This window comes from Thalassococcus lentus (assembly GCF_028023555.1).
GTDB classification, from domain to species: Bacteria; Pseudomonadota; Alphaproteobacteria; order Rhodobacterales; family Rhodobacteraceae; genus Thalassococcus_A; species Thalassococcus_A lentus.
The window spans coordinates 25,227-41,319 of the sequence record NZ_JAQIOY010000002.1 but is presented as its reverse complement, the minus strand read 5'-3'; the positions used below and the strand labels follow the sequence as shown (position 1 = coordinate 41,319).

The 16,093-nt window shown below is 59.5% G+C and carries 15 protein-coding genes; 6 read left to right on the top strand and 9 right to left on the bottom strand.

The genetic code is table 11. From position 1 onward, the window contains the following. Positions 1-35: 35 nt before the first annotated feature. Positions 36-3,437, bottom strand: coding sequence for an indolepyruvate ferredoxin oxidoreductase family protein (locus PFY00_RS05330; protein ID WP_271431503.1), 3,402 nt, complete (start codon positions 3,435-3,437; stop codon positions 36-38). Positions 3,438-3,601: 164 nt separating this feature from the next. Between PFY00_RS05330 and PFY00_RS05325 the strand changes: the two genes are divergently transcribed. The 4 genes from PFY00_RS05325 (at position 3,602) to PFY00_RS05310 (ending at position 7,566) form a co-directional block, all read left to right on the top strand. Then, the gene (locus tag PFY00_RS05325) at positions 3,602-4,507 is read left to right on the top strand and encodes a LysR family transcriptional regulator (RefSeq protein WP_271431502.1); all 906 of its coding nucleotides are present in this window, start codon (positions 3,602-3,604) and stop codon (positions 4,505-4,507) included. A gap of 351 nt (positions 4,508-4,858) precedes the next feature. After that, positions 4,859-5,644: a 5'/3'-nucleotidase SurE gene (gene surE, locus PFY00_RS05320; RefSeq protein WP_271431501.1), complete on the top strand. Its 786-nt coding sequence runs from the start codon at positions 4,859-4,861 to the stop codon at positions 5,642-5,644. Beyond that, positions 5,641-6,285 (top strand): protein-L-isoaspartate(D-aspartate) O-methyltransferase, encoded by a 645-nt coding sequence (locus PFY00_RS05315; RefSeq protein ID WP_271431500.1) that lies wholly within the window; start codon positions 5,641-5,643, stop codon positions 6,283-6,285. The genes surE and PFY00_RS05315 overlap by 4 nt, the downstream gene beginning before the upstream one ends. Before the next feature lie 69 nt (positions 6,286-6,354). Next, positions 6,355-7,566 (top strand): LysM peptidoglycan-binding domain-containing M23 family metallopeptidase, encoded by a 1,212-nt coding sequence (locus tag PFY00_RS05310; protein WP_271432204.1) that lies wholly within the window; start codon positions 6,355-6,357, stop codon positions 7,564-7,566. 11 nt (positions 7,567-7,577) lie between these two features. Here PFY00_RS05310 and PFY00_RS05305 read toward each other — a convergent pair whose 3' ends face one another. The 5 genes from PFY00_RS05305 to PFY00_RS05285 are packed head-to-tail and all read right to left on the bottom strand — an operon-like array spanning position 7,578 to position 11,901. Continuing rightward, entirely contained in the window at positions 7,578-9,401 is a 1,824-nt protein-coding gene (locus tag PFY00_RS05305; RefSeq protein WP_271431499.1) for an ABC-F family ATP-binding cassette domain-containing protein, read from the bottom strand. Positions 9,402-9,432: 31 nt separating this feature from the next. Further along, the gene (locus PFY00_RS05300) at positions 9,433-10,287 is read right to left on the bottom strand and encodes an ATP-binding protein (RefSeq protein WP_271431498.1); all 855 of its coding nucleotides are present in this window, start codon (positions 10,285-10,287) and stop codon (positions 9,433-9,435) included. Further along, positions 10,284-11,219 (bottom strand): twin-arginine translocase subunit TatC, encoded by a 936-nt coding sequence (gene tatC / locus PFY00_RS05295; RefSeq protein ID WP_271431497.1) that lies wholly within the window; start codon positions 11,217-11,219, stop codon positions 10,284-10,286. The genes PFY00_RS05300 and tatC overlap by 4 nt, the downstream gene beginning before the upstream one ends. Further along, positions 11,216-11,680: a Sec-independent protein translocase protein TatB gene (gene tatB / locus PFY00_RS05290; protein ID WP_271431496.1), complete on the bottom strand. Its 465-nt coding sequence runs from the start codon at positions 11,678-11,680 to the stop codon at positions 11,216-11,218. Before tatB ends, tatC begins: the two co-directional genes overlap by 4 nt. A 5-nt stretch (positions 11,681-11,685) precedes the next feature. Then, the gene (locus tag PFY00_RS05285; protein ID WP_271431495.1) at positions 11,686-11,901 is read right to left on the bottom strand and encodes a twin-arginine translocase TatA/TatE family subunit; all 216 of its coding nucleotides are present in this window, start codon (positions 11,899-11,901) and stop codon (positions 11,686-11,688) included. 159 nt (positions 11,902-12,060) lie between these two features. Between PFY00_RS05285 and PFY00_RS05280 the strand changes: the two genes are divergently transcribed. After that, complete coding sequence (locus PFY00_RS05280) at positions 12,061-12,714, top strand: helix-turn-helix transcriptional regulator (RefSeq protein ID WP_271431494.1); 654 nt, start codon at positions 12,061-12,063, stop codon at positions 12,712-12,714. On the opposite strand, the gene PFY00_RS05275 is transcribed toward PFY00_RS05280, so the two are convergent. The 3 genes from PFY00_RS05275 to PFY00_RS05265 all read right to left on the bottom strand — a co-directional run bounded on the left by PFY00_RS05275 (position 12,711) and on the right by PFY00_RS05265 (position 15,053). Continuing rightward, a complete protein-coding gene (locus PFY00_RS05275) occupies positions 12,711-13,130 on the bottom strand; it encodes a Fur family transcriptional regulator (RefSeq protein WP_271431493.1) in 420 nt (139 codons plus the stop codon). The genes PFY00_RS05280 and PFY00_RS05275 overlap by 4 nt on opposite strands. Positions 13,131-13,196: 66 nt before the next feature. Next, the gene (locus PFY00_RS05270; protein ID WP_271431492.1) at positions 13,197-14,066 is read right to left on the bottom strand and encodes a DMT family transporter; all 870 of its coding nucleotides are present in this window, start codon (positions 14,064-14,066) and stop codon (positions 13,197-13,199) included. 36 nt (positions 14,067-14,102) lie between these two features. Further along, positions 14,103-15,053, bottom strand: a complete 951-nt coding sequence (locus PFY00_RS05265; protein WP_271431491.1) for a DUF533 domain-containing protein — start codon at positions 15,051-15,053, stop codon at positions 14,103-14,105. A gap of 119 nt (positions 15,054-15,172) precedes the next feature. Between PFY00_RS05265 and PFY00_RS05260 the strand changes: the two genes are divergently transcribed. Then, positions 15,173-16,078 (top strand): DMT family transporter, encoded by a 906-nt coding sequence (locus PFY00_RS05260; RefSeq protein WP_271431490.1) that lies wholly within the window; start codon positions 15,173-15,175, stop codon positions 16,076-16,078. Positions 16,079-16,093 lie beyond the last annotated feature (15 nt).

Sequence of the window (16,093 nt, the reverse complement as noted above, 5' to 3'; positions counted from 1 at the left end):
GCACAAAGAAGACCAAAGGCCTTCTGTGACAAAGATTACTCGGCCGCTTTGGCCAAGGGGGCCGGGCCTGATTTGAGCGCTGAAAGCAACTCTTCACGCCGTTTGGCGGCTTGCGCCTCATTTGCGGCCTTGACCGGTCCGAAACCACGAATTTGCAGCGGCAGTTCAGCCAGAGCGACCAGGGCATCCATGTTTGTTTCAGCGGCTTTGGGCAGCCATTGCGCCATATCACGCTCGTATTGTTTGATCAGCGCGCGCTCCATACGTCGCTCTTCAGTTCGTCCGAAGATATCGAACGGCGTTCCGCGCAGGCCCTTCAGGCGTGCCAACAACCGGAACCAGCGCATCATGCCCGGGCCATATTGCTTTTTGATCGGACGCCCGTCAGGGCCTTCTTTGGAAAGCATTGGCGGCGCAAGATGGAACTGCATTTCAAAGTCGCCGTCAAACTGTGCACGTGCCTTGGCTTCGGTTTCCAGGTGCAGGCGCGCCACTTCGTATTCATCCTTATAGGACAACAGCTTGTGATATCCCTTTGAAGCCGCTGCGCGCAGCCGCAGGTCTTCGATCTGGTCAACCAGTTTCCGATACCGCTTGGCCAGACGCTTGCCCTGATACCGGATTAGATGCTCTGCGCGGAAGGCGATCATTTCCTCCGGCGTTTTGGGACGTTCAACCACATTGGGCTGAATCAGGCGCTGCGCCTGATCTGGATGTGTCACAGCCCAGCGGCCAATTTCAAAGGCACGCTGGTTCCGCTCTACCGCGGCGCCGTTCAAGGCGATGGCCTGCATCAGGGCATCATGGCTGAGCGGGACCAGACCATTCTGCCAGGCCGCGCCAAGGATCATCATGTTGGAAAAGATGCTGTCGCCCAGCGTCGCCTTGGCCAGATCTGACGCGTCGAACAGCGCGACACGATCCTGCAGACGCGCTTCGAGCGCGAGTTGCAGTCGGTCCGACGGCAGGTTGAATTCGGTATTGCGGGTGAAGTCACCGGTGATGATCTCGTGGCTGTTGACCACAGCCCCAGTGCGGCCCGTTTTCATCAGGCCGAGGGTCTTTGCGCCAGCGGAAACCACGAGATCACCGCCAATCAGGGTGTCCATTTCCGCCGTGGCCACGCGAACCGCGCTGATGTCCTCAGGGCGTTCGGCCAACCGAAGGTGGATGTGCACGGCGCCGCCCTTTTGAGCCAGCCCTGCCATCTCCATCATGCCGGCCCCTTTGCCATCAATCTGGGCCGCTTGCGCCATCACGGCACCGATCGTCACGACGCCGGTTCCACCAACGCCCGTGATGACCACATTGTGCGTGCCGTTGATGACAGGCAAGTCCGGTAGCGGCAGATCCGGCAGATCCAGATCGGCTGTGGCCGCCTTTTTGACCTGCGCCCCATTCAGGGTCACGAAAGAGGGGCAAAACCCTTTGATACAAGAGAAATCTTTGTTGCAGCTGCTTTGATCAATCGCACGCTTGCGGCCCAGCTCTGTTTCCACCGGTACGATCGAAACGCAGTTCGACTGCACACCGCAATCGCCGCATCCTTCACAGACATCGGTGTTGATAAAGACGCGCCGGTCGGGATCGGGGAATTGGCCGCGTTTGCGCCGGCGGCGTTTTTCGGCCGCACAGGTCTGCACGTAAACTATGGCGCTGACGCCCTCTTGTTTGGCAAAGCTTTCCTGCACTGATTGAAGATCAGCGCGTTCATGCGTTTCGACCCCGGCAGGAACCGAAGCCGGATCGAAGTCTTCCTTTTCGTCGTAGACCGCAGCGACGCGCTGGACGCCCATGGCCTTCAGTTCGGCCATGATCTGATGCGCCGTGAGCCCCCCATCGTTGCCCTGACCACCGGTCATCGCAACCGCGTCATTGTAGAGGATCTTGTAGGTCATTGTCGTTCCGGCCGCCAAAGCGGCACGGATCGCCTGAACCCCCGAATGGTTGTAAGTCCCGTCGCCCATGTTCTGGAACACGTGATCGCGGGTCGAAAACGGCGCTTCACCGATCCAGTTGGCCCCTTCACCGCCCATGTGCGTAAAGCCCAGCGTTTCACGATCCATCCATTGCGCCATGAAGTGGCACCCGATGCCCGCATAGGCGCGGCTGCCATCGGGCACCTTGGTCGAGGAATTGTGCGGGCAGCCAGAGCAGAAGTACGGCAAACGCGCGCTGATTTCCTCGGCGTTGTCGGCCCTTTCTGCCTCGGTCAGGGCGGTCATCGCGGCGCGGATACCGTCGGTTCCACGCCCTTCGTCGATGATGACCTGACCCAGTTTCTTGGCAATATCGATCGGGTCGAGCGCCATGGACGTGTCAAAGAAGTTCTGACCGTCCTTGGTGCCGCCATACACACGACGCCCATTGCGATTGTCGAACAGCGCTTCTTTGATCTGCACTTCGATCAGCTTGCGCTTTTCCTCAATAACAACAATTAAATCAAGATCTTCTGCCCAGTTGTTAAAGCCCTGCATATCCAGAGGCCAAACCTGTCCGACCTTGTAAGTCGTGATGCCAAGCTTTTCGGCTTCGGCGTCGTCGATCCCCAGCAAGGACAGGCTGTGCACAAGGTCGAGCCAGTTTTTGCCGGCCGCGACAAACCCGATTTTGGCGCCCGGCTTGCCCATGACCCGCTTGTCGATGCCATTGGCATGGGCGAAAGCCTCAGCCGCTTGGCGTTTGTGATGCAACAGCCGGTCTTCTTGTTGAAAACGATCGTCGATCAAACGAATGTTCAACCCGCCCTCGGGCATTTCGATTTCGGGTTCGACAAAGGACAGTCGGTCAATGCGACCATCGACAACGGCGGTGGCCTCGACCGTGTCCTTCATGGTTTTCAGGCCAACCCACAGCCCGGAGAAGCGGGACAAAGCATAGCCGTATAGTCCGTAGTCCAGAATTTCCTGCACACCAGCGGGCGAAACGATCGGCACATAGGCGTCAATGAGCGCCCATTCAGACTGATGCAGAACGGTTGAGGATTCACCGGTATGATCGTCGCCCATGGCAACAAGCACGCCACCATTTTTGGACGTGCCGGCCATATTGGCATGACGGAAAACATCGCCGGTACGATCAACACCCGGCCCCTTTCCGTACCAAAGACCAAACACGCCATCGTATTTGCCTTCGCCGCGCAGTTCTGCCTGTTGGCTGCCCCACAAGGCCGTGGCCGCAAGATCTTCGTTCAGCCCCTCTTTGAAGAGCACGTTGGCCTCGGACAGGAATTTTGCCGCCCGGTTCATCTGCATATCGACCGCGCCGAGGGGCGAGCCACGATAACCGGTGACATATCCGGCAGTATTAAGCCCGGCTTGTTCATCGCGTGCGCGTTGCGCCAACATCAAACGTACCAGTGCCTGAGTGCCATTCAGCAGGACTTGGTCCTTGCTCAGGTCAAACCGGTCTTCGAGTGTGATCTGCTGCTTGCTCATGGGCGCCTCCCAACGCTTGAGTGTGGCAGTTATAAAGGCATATTAGGTCATAAATGCTGACCTGAATAGGGAATTTTTTGTGTTTTTCACAGGTTACGCGCCGTTGGCGTTAACATAGTAACATTCTTTGTGTAGAACAGCGAAGACAGCAAAAAGTGATCGTTATGGACTGGGACAAGCTTAGAATATTTCACGCGGTCGCCGATGCCGGAAGCCTGACTCATGCTGGGGACACCCTGCATTTGTCGCAGTCGGCTGTGTCCCGCCAGATTCGCGCTCTCGAAGAATCGCTGAACACAACATTGTTCCATCGCCATGCGCGCGGGCTGATTCTGACCGAACAGGGTGAATTGCTGTTCGACGCTACGTCTTCCATGAACAAGCGGATTGACGCGGCAACAGCCCGTATTCGCGACAGCGAAGAAGAAGTGTTCGGCGAACTGCGTGTAACGACCACATTTGGATTCGGTGCTCTGTGGCTCGCACCGCGACTGGCAAAGCTCTACGAACAGTACCCCGAGCTGAACATCGATCTGATGCTGGAAGAGCGCGTTCTGGATTTGCCGATGCGAGAAGCCGACGTTGCCATTCGAATGAAAGAGCCAAGTCAGGCTGATCTGGTTCGTAAAAAGCTGATGAGCATCAAGATGCGGCTCTATGCGACACCGCAATATCTTGCTGAACATGGCGAGCCGCAGGATCTGCATGCTTTGGCCAACCACCGCCTGATTTGTCAGAACCCGCGCTCTGCTCAGGTGTCTGCCGGTCTCAATCTTGTCCAGGAACTGCTGACCTACGATATCGAAGCGACGCTGACCGTGAACAATTACTATGGCGTGCTGCAGGCGGTTCTGTCGAACCTCGGAATCGGCGTGCTTCCAGACTACATCATCGAGGATTTCCCTTCGGTGGTGCCAGTCTTGCCCGATGTCGGATCAGTCGAAGTTCCTGTCTTTCTCGCCTACCCCGAGGAATTGCGACAATCCAAACGCATCGCGGCCTTTCGGGATTTCGTACAGGATGAAATCATCTCGCACCGCAGATCCCTACGGGCCATGGGGGCGACTTAGGCCGGGAAAGCCGGCGATTCACACACGCAAAAGGCGAAACGTGTTCTGTGGTATGCATACAACGCATAGCGGCAATGCTGCGGCTGCGGCATAAATGCTCTTGATCGACTCATCTTTGGTGACATATTTGGCATATGACGATGAAACGCACATCTGCGCATCATCTTCATACCTCCCTGTTGGACTTCGGCCGAGCTTTGCTCGGCCTTTTTTTTGGCCGTACCCTTTCCGTAGGCTTCGCGGCGACTCAGCAGGCAAAACAATCGCCACCCCAACGGCTCTGCTTGCCTGATGTGCCCCCTTGGCCTATGCACTTTTGCAAGCAACAAGGAAAAACAGGCGGCAAGCAGTATGCGTATCCTCATCACCAATGACGACGGCATCAATGCGCCGGGCCTGGCGGTTCTTCGCCGCATTGCAGAAGAACTGGCCGGCCCAGACGGCGAAGTCTGGACAGTCGCACCCGCATTTGAACAATCCGGCGTTGCACACTGCATTTCCTATACTGAACCAACCATGATCGCGCAGATGGGCCCACGGGTTTTCGCCGCCGAAGGCAGCCCCGCCGACTGTGTTCTGGCCGGTCTTTACGATGTCATGCAGGACAGCCCCCCTGATCTGGTCCTGTCCGGTGTGAACCGCGGCAACAACTCGGCCGAAAACGCGCTCTATTCCGGCACCCTCGGAGGTGCGATGGAAGCAGCGTTGCAAGGACTGACCGCCATCGCACTGTCGCAATACTACGGGCCGGACAACGCGCAGCAGGAAGACCCCTTTGAGGCATCTGCCGTACACGGCGCAGATGTTGTGCGGCGCATTCTAGCCTCACACACCAAGGGCGATGGTTCCTATGAACTGTTCTACAATGTGAATTTCCCCCCGGTGCCAGCGGCCGCCGTGAAAGGCACGCGGATCGCGCCGCAGGGCCGCAGGGAAAAGACAAACTTCAGCGTCGAGCCATTCCTGTCTCCATCCGGGCGCAGGTTCCTTTGGGTCCGGGGCGGCGATCAGCGTGCGGCAACCGCCGCCGGAAGCGACGCGGCCCTGAACCTCGACGGCTATACTACGGTGACCCCCATGCGGGCAGACCTGACCGACCACGCGGCGCTGAGCGCACTAAAGGGCGCCTTTGAATGAGCTTTGATGCCGAAAACAAGATGCAGTTTCTGTTTGCGCTGCGCTCAAAGGGTGTCACCGACAGTACTGTGCTGAACGCGATGGAGCGCATAGACCGGGGCGCCTTCATACAAGAGGGGCTGTTCACTGATCGGGCCTACGAAGACATGCCCTTGCCCATTGCCTGCGGGCAGACAATCTCGCAACCTTCTGTTGTTGGCCTGATGACGCAGGCGGCGCAAATCCAGCCAAGAGATAAGGTGCTCGAGGTTGGAACCGGGTCTGGCTATCAGGCTGCAATCCTCAGCCTGCTGGCCCGGCGGGTCTATACCGTCGACCGTCACCGCCGTTTGGTACAGGCCGCCCGCGCCGTGTTCGAGGCAATGGATCTGACCAATATCACCGCCTTTACAGCCGACGGCAGCCACGGTTTGCCGGATCAGGCCCCCTTTGATCGCATCGTTGTGACCGCTGCCGCCGAAGACCCGCCCGGCCCGCTCTTGGCGCAGCTCAAGATTGGCGGTATCATGGTCGTGCCCGTCGGCCAGTCTGACGCGGTACAAAGCCTGATCCGTGTCACCCGACACGAAAGCGGGTTTGAGTATGACGAGTTGCGGCCCGTGCGTTTCGTGCCGCTGGTTGAAGGGCTCGGCAAAGACTGAGCTTTGTGAATGAATGAACCGACGCTCCGGAAAAACGGGGCGCGCCTTGAGGACATCGAGATGACAGCAATGCCTAAGCGCCAGATTGGCCAGACCCGTTCGCTTACCTGCGCATTTGCGCTGGTGGCTGCGCTCGGGGCCTGCACCGGCCCGATTGACTTTGACCTGCGCGGCAAGATCGGCGGTTCCGTCGACACCTCAGAAGCCGCTCTGAAAGCCACCGCAGACCGGCCAAAGCCGGACGACCGAGGCATCATTTCCTACCCGAACTATCAGGTAGCGGTTGCCAAACGCGGCGACACGATCGCCACTCTGGCCGAACGGGTTGGCCTGCCTGCCGCAGAACTGGCACGCTACAACGGCATTCAGATCAACGACACTCTGCGGCGCGGTGAAATCATTGCCCTGCCCCGTCGCGTGGCCGAACCCTCGCCCGCCACAGGCGCAGCAGTCAGCGGTCCAATCCGTCCAGCCGCCGAAGTGGATGTCACCACATTGGCAGCGGGTGCGATCGACCGGGCAGACCCAACGCCCGTTCAGGCCAGCGATATTCAAACCGGGGTCGAACCGGTCCGCCACAAGGTTGCGCGCGGCGAGACCGCATTCACCATTGCGCGTCTTTACAACGTCAGTCCTCGCGCCTTGGCGGAATGGAACGCGCTGGACCGCGACTATTCAATCCGTGAAGGCCAGTTCCTGCTAATCCCCGCCGTTGAAGAAGCGCCCGAACAGGTTGCCGAGCCGGAACCGCGGGTCATCGAACCGGGTGCCGGATCTCCGACGCCGGTGCCGCCATCCGCGGTCAAACCCCTGCCCGCAGAAACGCCTCCGCCCGCCAAGGCCGAACCAGCCCCCGCTGCAGAGGCGCAGCCCAAACCCGAAGAGAAAAAGCCGGTCGCTGATATTGGTCAGTCACAGGCCAAACCTTCGAACGCAGCCATGATCATGCCTGTCAGCGGCAGCATCATCCGCGAATATGCCAAGGGCCGGAACGAAGGCATCGACATCAGCGCCAGCGCTGGCACGACGGTCAAGGCCGCTGCGTCCGGTCAAGTTGCCGCCGTCACCAAGAACACTGAGAATGTGACAATCCTCGTGATCCGTCACCCGGATGATCTGGTGACAATCTACACGCATATTGGCGACTTGAAGGTCAGCAAGGGTGATGCGGTCAGCAAGGGCCAGAGCATTGCGCAGGTGGCACCGGGTGATCCGTCCTTCGTGCACTTCGAGGTCCGCAAGGGCTTCGATAGCCTCGATCCCATGCGGTACCTGCAGTAATCCCGCGTTCCTCAGCCTGCCTCGGCCTTTTCTTCCAGCGTCAGCCACTCTTCTTCGGCTGACGCCAAGGCCTCTTGGCGCTGTGTCAGCGCTTCGCTGGCCTTCTTGAACTTGACCGGTTCGCGCGTGAACAATTCGGGATCCGCCATCAGGGTTTCCAGCTTTGCGATCTCGGATTCGAGCCGTTCGATCAGGCCCGGCAGTTCCTCAAGGCGGTGCTTTTCTGTAAAGGTAAGCCCGGATTGCGCCGACTTGGCTTTGGCTTCGGCCTTTGGGGACGGTTTGACCGTCTTGGCCTTTGACGCAGGCGTGTCCGGCGTTTCGGTTTCCGACTTTTGCGCCTGATAATCCGACCAGCCGCCAGCATAGACCACAGCGCGGCCCCGCCCCTCCATGGCAATCGTGGTCGAGGCCACCCGATCCAGAAAATCCCTATCGTGGCTGATCAACAGCACGGTGCCGTCGTATTCACCCAGCAGATCCTGCAGCAAATCCAGCGTTTCAACGTCCAGATCGTTGGTTGGTTCGTCCAGCACAAGAAGATTGCTTTCACGCGCCATGATCTTGGCCAGCAGCAGCCGTGCCTTTTCGCCCCCTGACAGAGACCGGACAGGCGCGCGGGCCTGTGCCTCGTCAAACAGGAATTCCTTGAGGTAGCCGACAACATGTTTGGGCTGGCCGCGCACCAAGACCTGATCCGCCTTACCGGACACCCGCATGTCCTTGTCGCCGGTCAGGCTGTCCCAAAGGCTCATGTTCGGGTCGAGCTGCGCACGCGTCTGATCAAAGACAGCCGGCAGCAGATTGGTGCCCAGCTTTACGCTGCCCTGATCCGGTGCAATTTCGCCCATCAAAATGCGGATGAGGGTGGTCTTGCCAACGCCATTTGGCCCGACAAAGGCCACGCGATCCCCACGCTGAACGGTCAAGGTAAAGTCCCGCACAATGGCTTTGTCACCAAAAGCATGGCTTACACCACGCGCCTCGATGACTTTCTTGCCGGATTTAGGACCAGCTTCGAACGCCATGGCAGCAGCGCCCTGCCGCTTGATCTGCCCGGCCCGTTCCGCGCGTAGCGCCTGAAGCGCGCGCACGCGGCCTTGGTTACGCTTGCGGCGTGCACTGATGCCTTCCACGGCCCAGCGGGCCTCGGCTTTGATTTTGCGATCCAGCTTGTGGCGCTGCATGTCTTCGTCATCCCAGGCCTTGTCGCGCCAGTCCTCGAAGGCAGCAAAACCCTTGTCCAGCCGCCGCACCTGCCCCCGGTCAATCCATAGCGTCGCGCGCGTCAGCTGCGTCAGGAAACGGCGGTCGTGGCTGATCAGCACAAAGGCAGCGCGCGTATGGCGCAGCTCGTCTTCCAGCCAGCCGATCGCTTCGATGTCGAGATGGTTTGTCGGCTCGTCCAGAAGCATCAGGTCCGGCTCTTCTGCCATCAAGCGGGCCAATGCCGCACGGCGGCGTTCGCCCCCCGAGGCCGTGGCAACGGGTTTTGACGGGTCGAATTTAAGCCCTTCACCGGCCCGTTCGACGCGGTACATTTCCGATGGTGCAAGACCCGCGCTGGCAAAATCGCCCAGCGTCTCAAAACCCGACAGGTCTGGGTCCTGCTCCATGTAGCCGACCGAGGTGCCGCTGGGCACTGTGATGACGCCCTTGTCTGCTTCGACCAACCCAGCCATCACCTTCATCAAGGTGGATTTGCCGGACCCGTTTCGCCCAACCAGCGCAACCCGATCCCCGGGCTGAACCGTCAGTGAAAGACCATCGAAAACCGGATCCCCGCCAAAGGTCAGCGCAATATCCGAAAGCTGAAGTAAAGGTGCCTGTGCCATGGCTCTGCGCTACGGTGCGCAGCGCCCAAGGTCAAGGCAGGGCGACGCCCTGACGACCCGCCAGATCCGTGAAATACTGCCACGCCACACGGCCCGACCGGGACCCGCGGGTTGCCTGCCATTCAATGGCTTCAGCCCAAAGCGTGTCATCGTCGATCTTGACGCCGTATTCCGCACAATACCCCCGGATCATCGCCAGATAGTCGTCCTGGGAACAGGGATGGAAGCCCAGCCACAATCCGAAACGGTCAGATAGGGATACCTTTTCCTCAACGGCTTCGGAGGGGTTGATCGCCGAAGAACGCTCGTTCTCGATCATGTCGCGCGGCATCAGGTGCCGCCGGTTCGACGTGGCATAGAGCACAACATTGTCCGGCCGTCCCTCAACACCACCATCCAAAACCGCCTTGAGCGATTTGTAGTGTTCATCGTCGTGGCCAAAAGACAGATCATCGCAAAAGAGGATAAACCGGGCATCCGCGGCGCGCAGCACGTTCATCAGGCGGCCCACCGTCGGCAGGTCCTCACGCTGCAGTTCCACCAGTTTGACGTCATGCCCTTCGGCGCGAACTGCGGCATGCACCGCCTTGACCAGACTGGATTTTCCCATCCCGCGCGAGCCCCAGAGCAGCGCGTTGTTGGCAGGCAGGCCCTCAGCGAACTGTCGGGTGTTGGCCACGAGAGTATCCCGCGACCGGTCGACCCCCACCAGCAGGCTCATGTCGATGCGGTTCACCCGCGCCACAGGTTCCAGCCGGTCCGGTGCGACGTGCCAGACGTAGGCCTCGGCAGCGTCGAAATCGGGGGCCTGCATGGGCGCCGGAGCGATCCGCTCCAGCGCCTCCGCAATTCGCACAAGGGCGTCGGCCTCGAAGGCTTCCGTCATGAACGGTCCCCATCTTTGGGATCTTCACCCGGATCTTCACCATCGGCGAGATCTTCGTCGAATTCATCCATCATGGGATCGTCTTCAACATCGGGTTCTTCCTCGAACCAAAGACCTTGTTCGCGCAGCTCGGCCTCGCGCTTTTTCTCGACCCGTCCCACAAGGAAGATCGACACTTCGTAGAGACCGTAGACAACAACAAACAGAATGGCCTGAGTGATGACATCCGGCGGCGTAACGAGAGCGGCCAGAACCAGAATGCCGACAACCGCGTATTTACGCACTTCGCCAAGCCCCTTGGCCGACACCAGCCCGGCCTTGCCCATCAGGGTCAAAAGTACAGGCAACTGGAAGCACATGCCAAAGGCTACGATGAACTTGATGGTCAGGTTCAGATATTCCTGCGCAGAGCCCTGAAAGACCACAGAAAGGCCCTGTTCGACCTCCTGCCCAACCACAGCTTCACCTTCGCCGCCAAATTGCTGGAACCCAAGGAAGAAGTCATAGGCCAGCGGGGTCACGACGTAGAAGGCAAACGAAGCGCCCAGGAAGAACATGAAAGGCGACGCAATCAGGAACGGCAGGAACGCGCCCTTTTCGGACTTGTACAAACCCGGGGCAATAAAACGCCACAACTGATTGGCAATAAACGGAAATGACAGGATAAACCCGCCCAGAAGCGAAACCTTGATGGCAACGAAGAAGCCTTCTTGTGGGCTGATGAAGATCAGATCACAGTCCTGCCCCCGTTCACCAAGAACCTGACACAGCGGCGCGGTCAGGAAGTTGAAAATCGGGGTGGCCACGGTGAAACAGATCACCATGCCAATCAGAAAATAGACCACGCAGCGGATAAGCCGCGTGCGCAACTCAGCGAGATGCTCGATCAGCGGCGCGGCGCTGTCTTCAATCTCCTCTTCGGCTGTGCTCATGCGTCACTGTCTTTCTTGGCGTCTGCCACGGGGGCTTTTGCAGCGGTTTCCAGCTCTTCGGCTTTGCGCATCGCTTCGTCTGCTTCGCGCTTGAGCCGTTCGGCCGCTGTGCGCGCCGCATTGGCCTCGATTTTCTTTTTGGCCTCAAGCCGCTCGGCCGACAGTTTGCCGGTCTCGCTCTTGGGGTCCAGACCAGCGGTCACGGATTTGGCAGCATCTTTGACGCCGTCCATCGCGCTGCCCACCGGATTGGTGGCCGATTTAAAGCTTTTGGCAACATCCTGCACGCCGGTCTGATCCGCAGCGTCATTCATGGCGCGCGAAAATTCGCGGGCCATGCCACGAGCTTTGCCCATGAAACGACCCACATTGCGAAACAGCATTGGCAGATCTTTGGGGCCGATGACGATCAATGCCACCACCCCGATCACCAAAAGCTCGGTCCAACCGAGATCAAACATGGCGCTTACACCTTGTCTTTTTCTTCCTCGGGCGTGACGTCCTTGGCTTCTTCGGCAGCCTGATCTTCAAGCTCTTGCTTGCCCTCATCCACGCCCTTCTTGAAGGCTGTGATGCCTTTGCCAACTTCACCCATCAGCGACGAAATTTTGCCGCGGCCGAACAGAACCAGCACCACGACGGCGATCAGCAGAAGGCCGGGAAGGCCGATATTGTTGAGCATTGCTCTCTCCTTTGTCGGCGCAGACGCATCGCGCCCGCGATAAATCACCCACGTTGTCTACTGATTCCATTCAGAATCGAAAAGCGCAAAGCAGCCCTTGAAGCCACCATATTTGTCATGACATTGTCAGTTGACAGGTTTTTGTCAGGAGCAAGCCCGATGAAACGCAAAGATCGGCTGTATCAGCTGATGCAGCGCCTAAGAGATGGGCAATTGCATACCGCCGAAGCCATGGCCCAGGATCTGGGCGTTTCGGTGCGAACCATCTATCGCGATATGGAGGTTCTGGCAGCCTCCGGCGTTCCGGTCGAAGGCGCGCGTGGCTATGGCTACACAACACAGGCCGCTGTCACCCTGCCCCCGCTGAACCTGACAGAACCGGAACTGGAGGCTCTGCATCTTGCGCTGGCGGCGCTCTCGGCGTCCGAGCTGGAGCAATCGCAGGCCGCCCGGTCGCTCGCTGGCAAGATAGAAGCGGTTTTACCAGAAGACAGCGGATCGGCCCCTGCCCCGTTTGGATTCGCGACAGATGCCTTTGCCGAAGCCGCCCGCGGCTTTGCGCATATGCCCGCCTTCCGTGCGGCCATCCGTGCAAGGCAGAAGCTGCGGATCAAGGTCGGCGACGCGTCACATGACCTGCGCCCATTGCACATCGATTACTGGGGCCGCGTCTGGACAGGTGTCGGTTGGGATGAAACCACGGCGGGCTTTTTGTCAGTTCCGCTTGACCGGATCGATGCGCTGCAAGTGCTGCCCGGTCTCTTTGTGGACGAGCCGGGCAAGACATTGGCCGATTGGCGCGACAGCCGCTAAGGTTTTCCCTTGGGCAACGGTACGCCGTACAGCTCCATCCGGTGACCGGTCAGCTTGTAGCCGAGTTTTCGTGCGATCTTTTCCTGAAGCGCTTCGATTTCCGGATCGACGAATTCAATCACTGCACCGCTTTTGATATCGATCAGGTGATCATGATGATCGCGTTCGGCATCTTCGTACCGCGCCCGCCCATCACCGAAATCAACCTTTTCAAGGATCCCCGTCTCCTCCAGCAGCTTTACGGTCCGATAGACGGTGGCGATGGATATACGAGGATCGCGTGCACTGGCCCGGGCGTGCAACTCTTCCACGTCCGGATGATCGTCGGCCTTTTCCAGAACGTCCGCGATGGTCCGGCGTTGACCGGTCATACGAAGGCCATGGGCAGCGCAGCGTTTTGCAATGGTGTCTGACATGGCAATTTTCCGGCGACGAGTGCGTGATAACCCTATGTGCCAAAACAACGGCCCAAGGCCAAGGCTTCAGATCGGATCGGATCGTGTCATGCGCAAAAGATACAGCGCAAGACTGCCCACCACCAACGCGCCCCCAGCCAACATCAGCGGCCCCGGCGCCTCTCCGGTGCCCAACCAAACCCAGACCGGGCCAAGCACCGTTTCAAGCAGCAAAAGCAGACTGACATTAGCCGCGCTGGTGAATCGCGATGCCTGACTGAGTGAAAAGAAAGACACCGGCAAAATGAAACAAGCCGTCACGAGAATAGCCCACATCGCGCCATCGGTCATGCGGTCCGGTCCCGTCACGGTCCAACCGGTTGATCCGGCCAAAAGTGCCCCGACCCCGATCGCCAGCAACAAAGGGACCCGCGGTGCATGGCGCAAAGTGGCAAAACTGAGCGCAAGGCACAGGGCAACGCCCAGACCGCACAAAGCCCCAAACGACGCAGACCCGTGCCCGCCCTCGTTGCTATCGCTCACCGCAATTGCGATGCCCAGCGTCACAAGTCCGATCGTTATCCATGTGGCGCGGCTGGTGCGTTCCCCGTGCAAGACACGCGACAAGACCGCCGCCCAGATTGGAACCGTAGCAATCCCCAACAACACCGACGCAACCGGCGCGCCGCCAATGCCGACCGGGAACAAAAGCGCATTGAAGTATTGGCATCCGATGACAATCAAACCGGCGCCGCTGCCCAGCATCGCGATGTCGGCGCGATGGTTTTTGCTGCTTGCAGCCCAAATCGCCGTGAAAATCACCCCCATACATAAGCCGCGCCAGCCCAGCATCTGGAAACCGTCCATGCCGGACCACCGCAGAAACATGGCGTCCGGCGTCAGCACAAGGGCCCCGAACAGCGCGAGCACAAGACCAAACCGGCTGTTCTGGGGCATGATTGACGTTCCGTTCAGAGGCAGATGTGCCCCGGTCTAGGCATAAAGCGGCTGAATGCCCATCTGCATATGCAGCGTGTTGACCATTGTCTCGTCCAGGCCCATGGCCTTGGCCAGAGCATCCAGATACTGCGCTTCGGCCTGCGTATCGACCCGGATCGTCATGAGTGACGCGGAATAGACCTGTGCCGCCTGCGCTTCGGGAGTGTCTGCGGCAAGCGCCTCTACATCCACAGGCGCTGCCAGTTGGCCCTGCACAAAGGCAATGTCCTCGGCGTCGGCATCATCGCCCAGCGTATCGAGGATCTTCGCTTTTTCGGATTCGTCGATGCCGCCATCCGCCTTGGCTGCCTGAATCATGGCGCGCAACATCAGCGCGGCAATTGCTTCGGCATCCGGTGCCGTTTCGCGTGTGTTGAATGCGTCGAGCAAGGCACCCGCGCCCTGTCCCTGTGCCGCAGCCGCTGCGCCGCCGGCCGCGGCCAGTATTCCGGCCAAACCGGCGCCGCCGCCCATGGACGAAAGCAGACCGCCCTGCTTGTCGCCCGTATCCGCGGCTTGTCCGCCGCCCATCAACGCGCCAAGACCGCCTTCTTGCATTTTGGCCATCATGTCAGCCATTGGGTTGCCAGCACCTCCGGCGCCTCCGCCCATGGCACCCATCAACCCACCAAGTCCGCCTTCCTGCATCTTGGCCATCATATCGGCCATTGGATTGCCAGCGCCGTCGCCGCCACCCATCATGCCGCCCAAGCCGCTTTCCTGCATCTTCGACATCATATCAGACAGCGGGTTGCCATCCTCGGCGCCCTGCCCGGCCATCATCTGGCCAACCTGAGCCTGTGCCGCGGCATTGGGATCGCTGGCTTTGACCTGCGCACCGCCCCCCAAGAGCCCGCCGAGTCCTTCACCGCCCGCCAGTTTGTCGACACCCCGCGCAGCAGCGTATCCGATTGCAACTTTGGCCAATGTACCCATGAGACCCATCTGGCGGCTCCTCTCGTTTTCAAAATATCCAAGGGGCAGAGTGACAGATTCCCGGCGCGCGTCCAGTGCCAAGCGCGGGGAAAGCTTGACGGCGACGCTCAGACAGTGTGACTGGCAGGATGACCAAAACCACCGCCCGCAAATCTTCGATGGACGCCTACGGCGCAATCGGAATGACCAGTTTCGCCACCCTGCTTGCCTTCAATCAGGTGGTGATCAAGCTGACCAACGGTGGTTTTGGCCCGGTTTGGAGCGCTGGTTTGCGCAGTTTGTTCGCCTTGGCCGTGCTTGGCCTGTGGTGTCTGTTCATGTCCCGCCGCATCACCGGACTACGCGAAACTCTCTGGCCCGGGCTGATGATGGGCGCGCTGTTTAGTGTGGAATTTCTGTTCCTGTTCATAGCGCTGGACCTGACCACGGTCTCGCGCAGCGCAATCCTGCTCTACTCTATGCCGGTCTGGCTGGCGCTGGTGGCGCATTTCACCTTGCCCGGGGAACGCCTTTCGCCGCGACGGGCGCTTGGGCTGGTTATGGCCATGACCGGGGTGATCTGGGCTTTGGCTGATCCACAAAGCCGGGATGCAGGCAATATTACTGGCGATCTGCTCGCCCTGCTGGCCTGCTTTGCCTGGGTTGGCATCGCGCTGTCGGTCCGGCTGACCCGCGTGGCCACGCTTCCGGCAGAATCGCAATTGTTCTGGCAATTGTCGGTGTCTGCTGTGGTTTTGTGCGTCGTCGCACCGCTGTTCGGCCCGCTGATGCGCGATCCTGAACTGGTCCACTGGGCCGGGCTGGGCTTTCAGGCGGTGTTCATCGCCTCGCTCGGCTTCCTGTTCTGGCTGCATATCATGTCGATCTATCCAGCGTCCGATGTGGCTGCCTTTTCCTTCCTGTCGCCGGTTTTGTCGGTGGCAATGGGATGGGCCTTGCTGGACGAGCCTGTGGGACCGGGCTTTTTGGGCGCGCTTGCGCTGGTGGCTGTAGGTATCGTGCTGATCAACATGCGGCGGCGCACGGTATCATAGCGCGGACAATCAAAA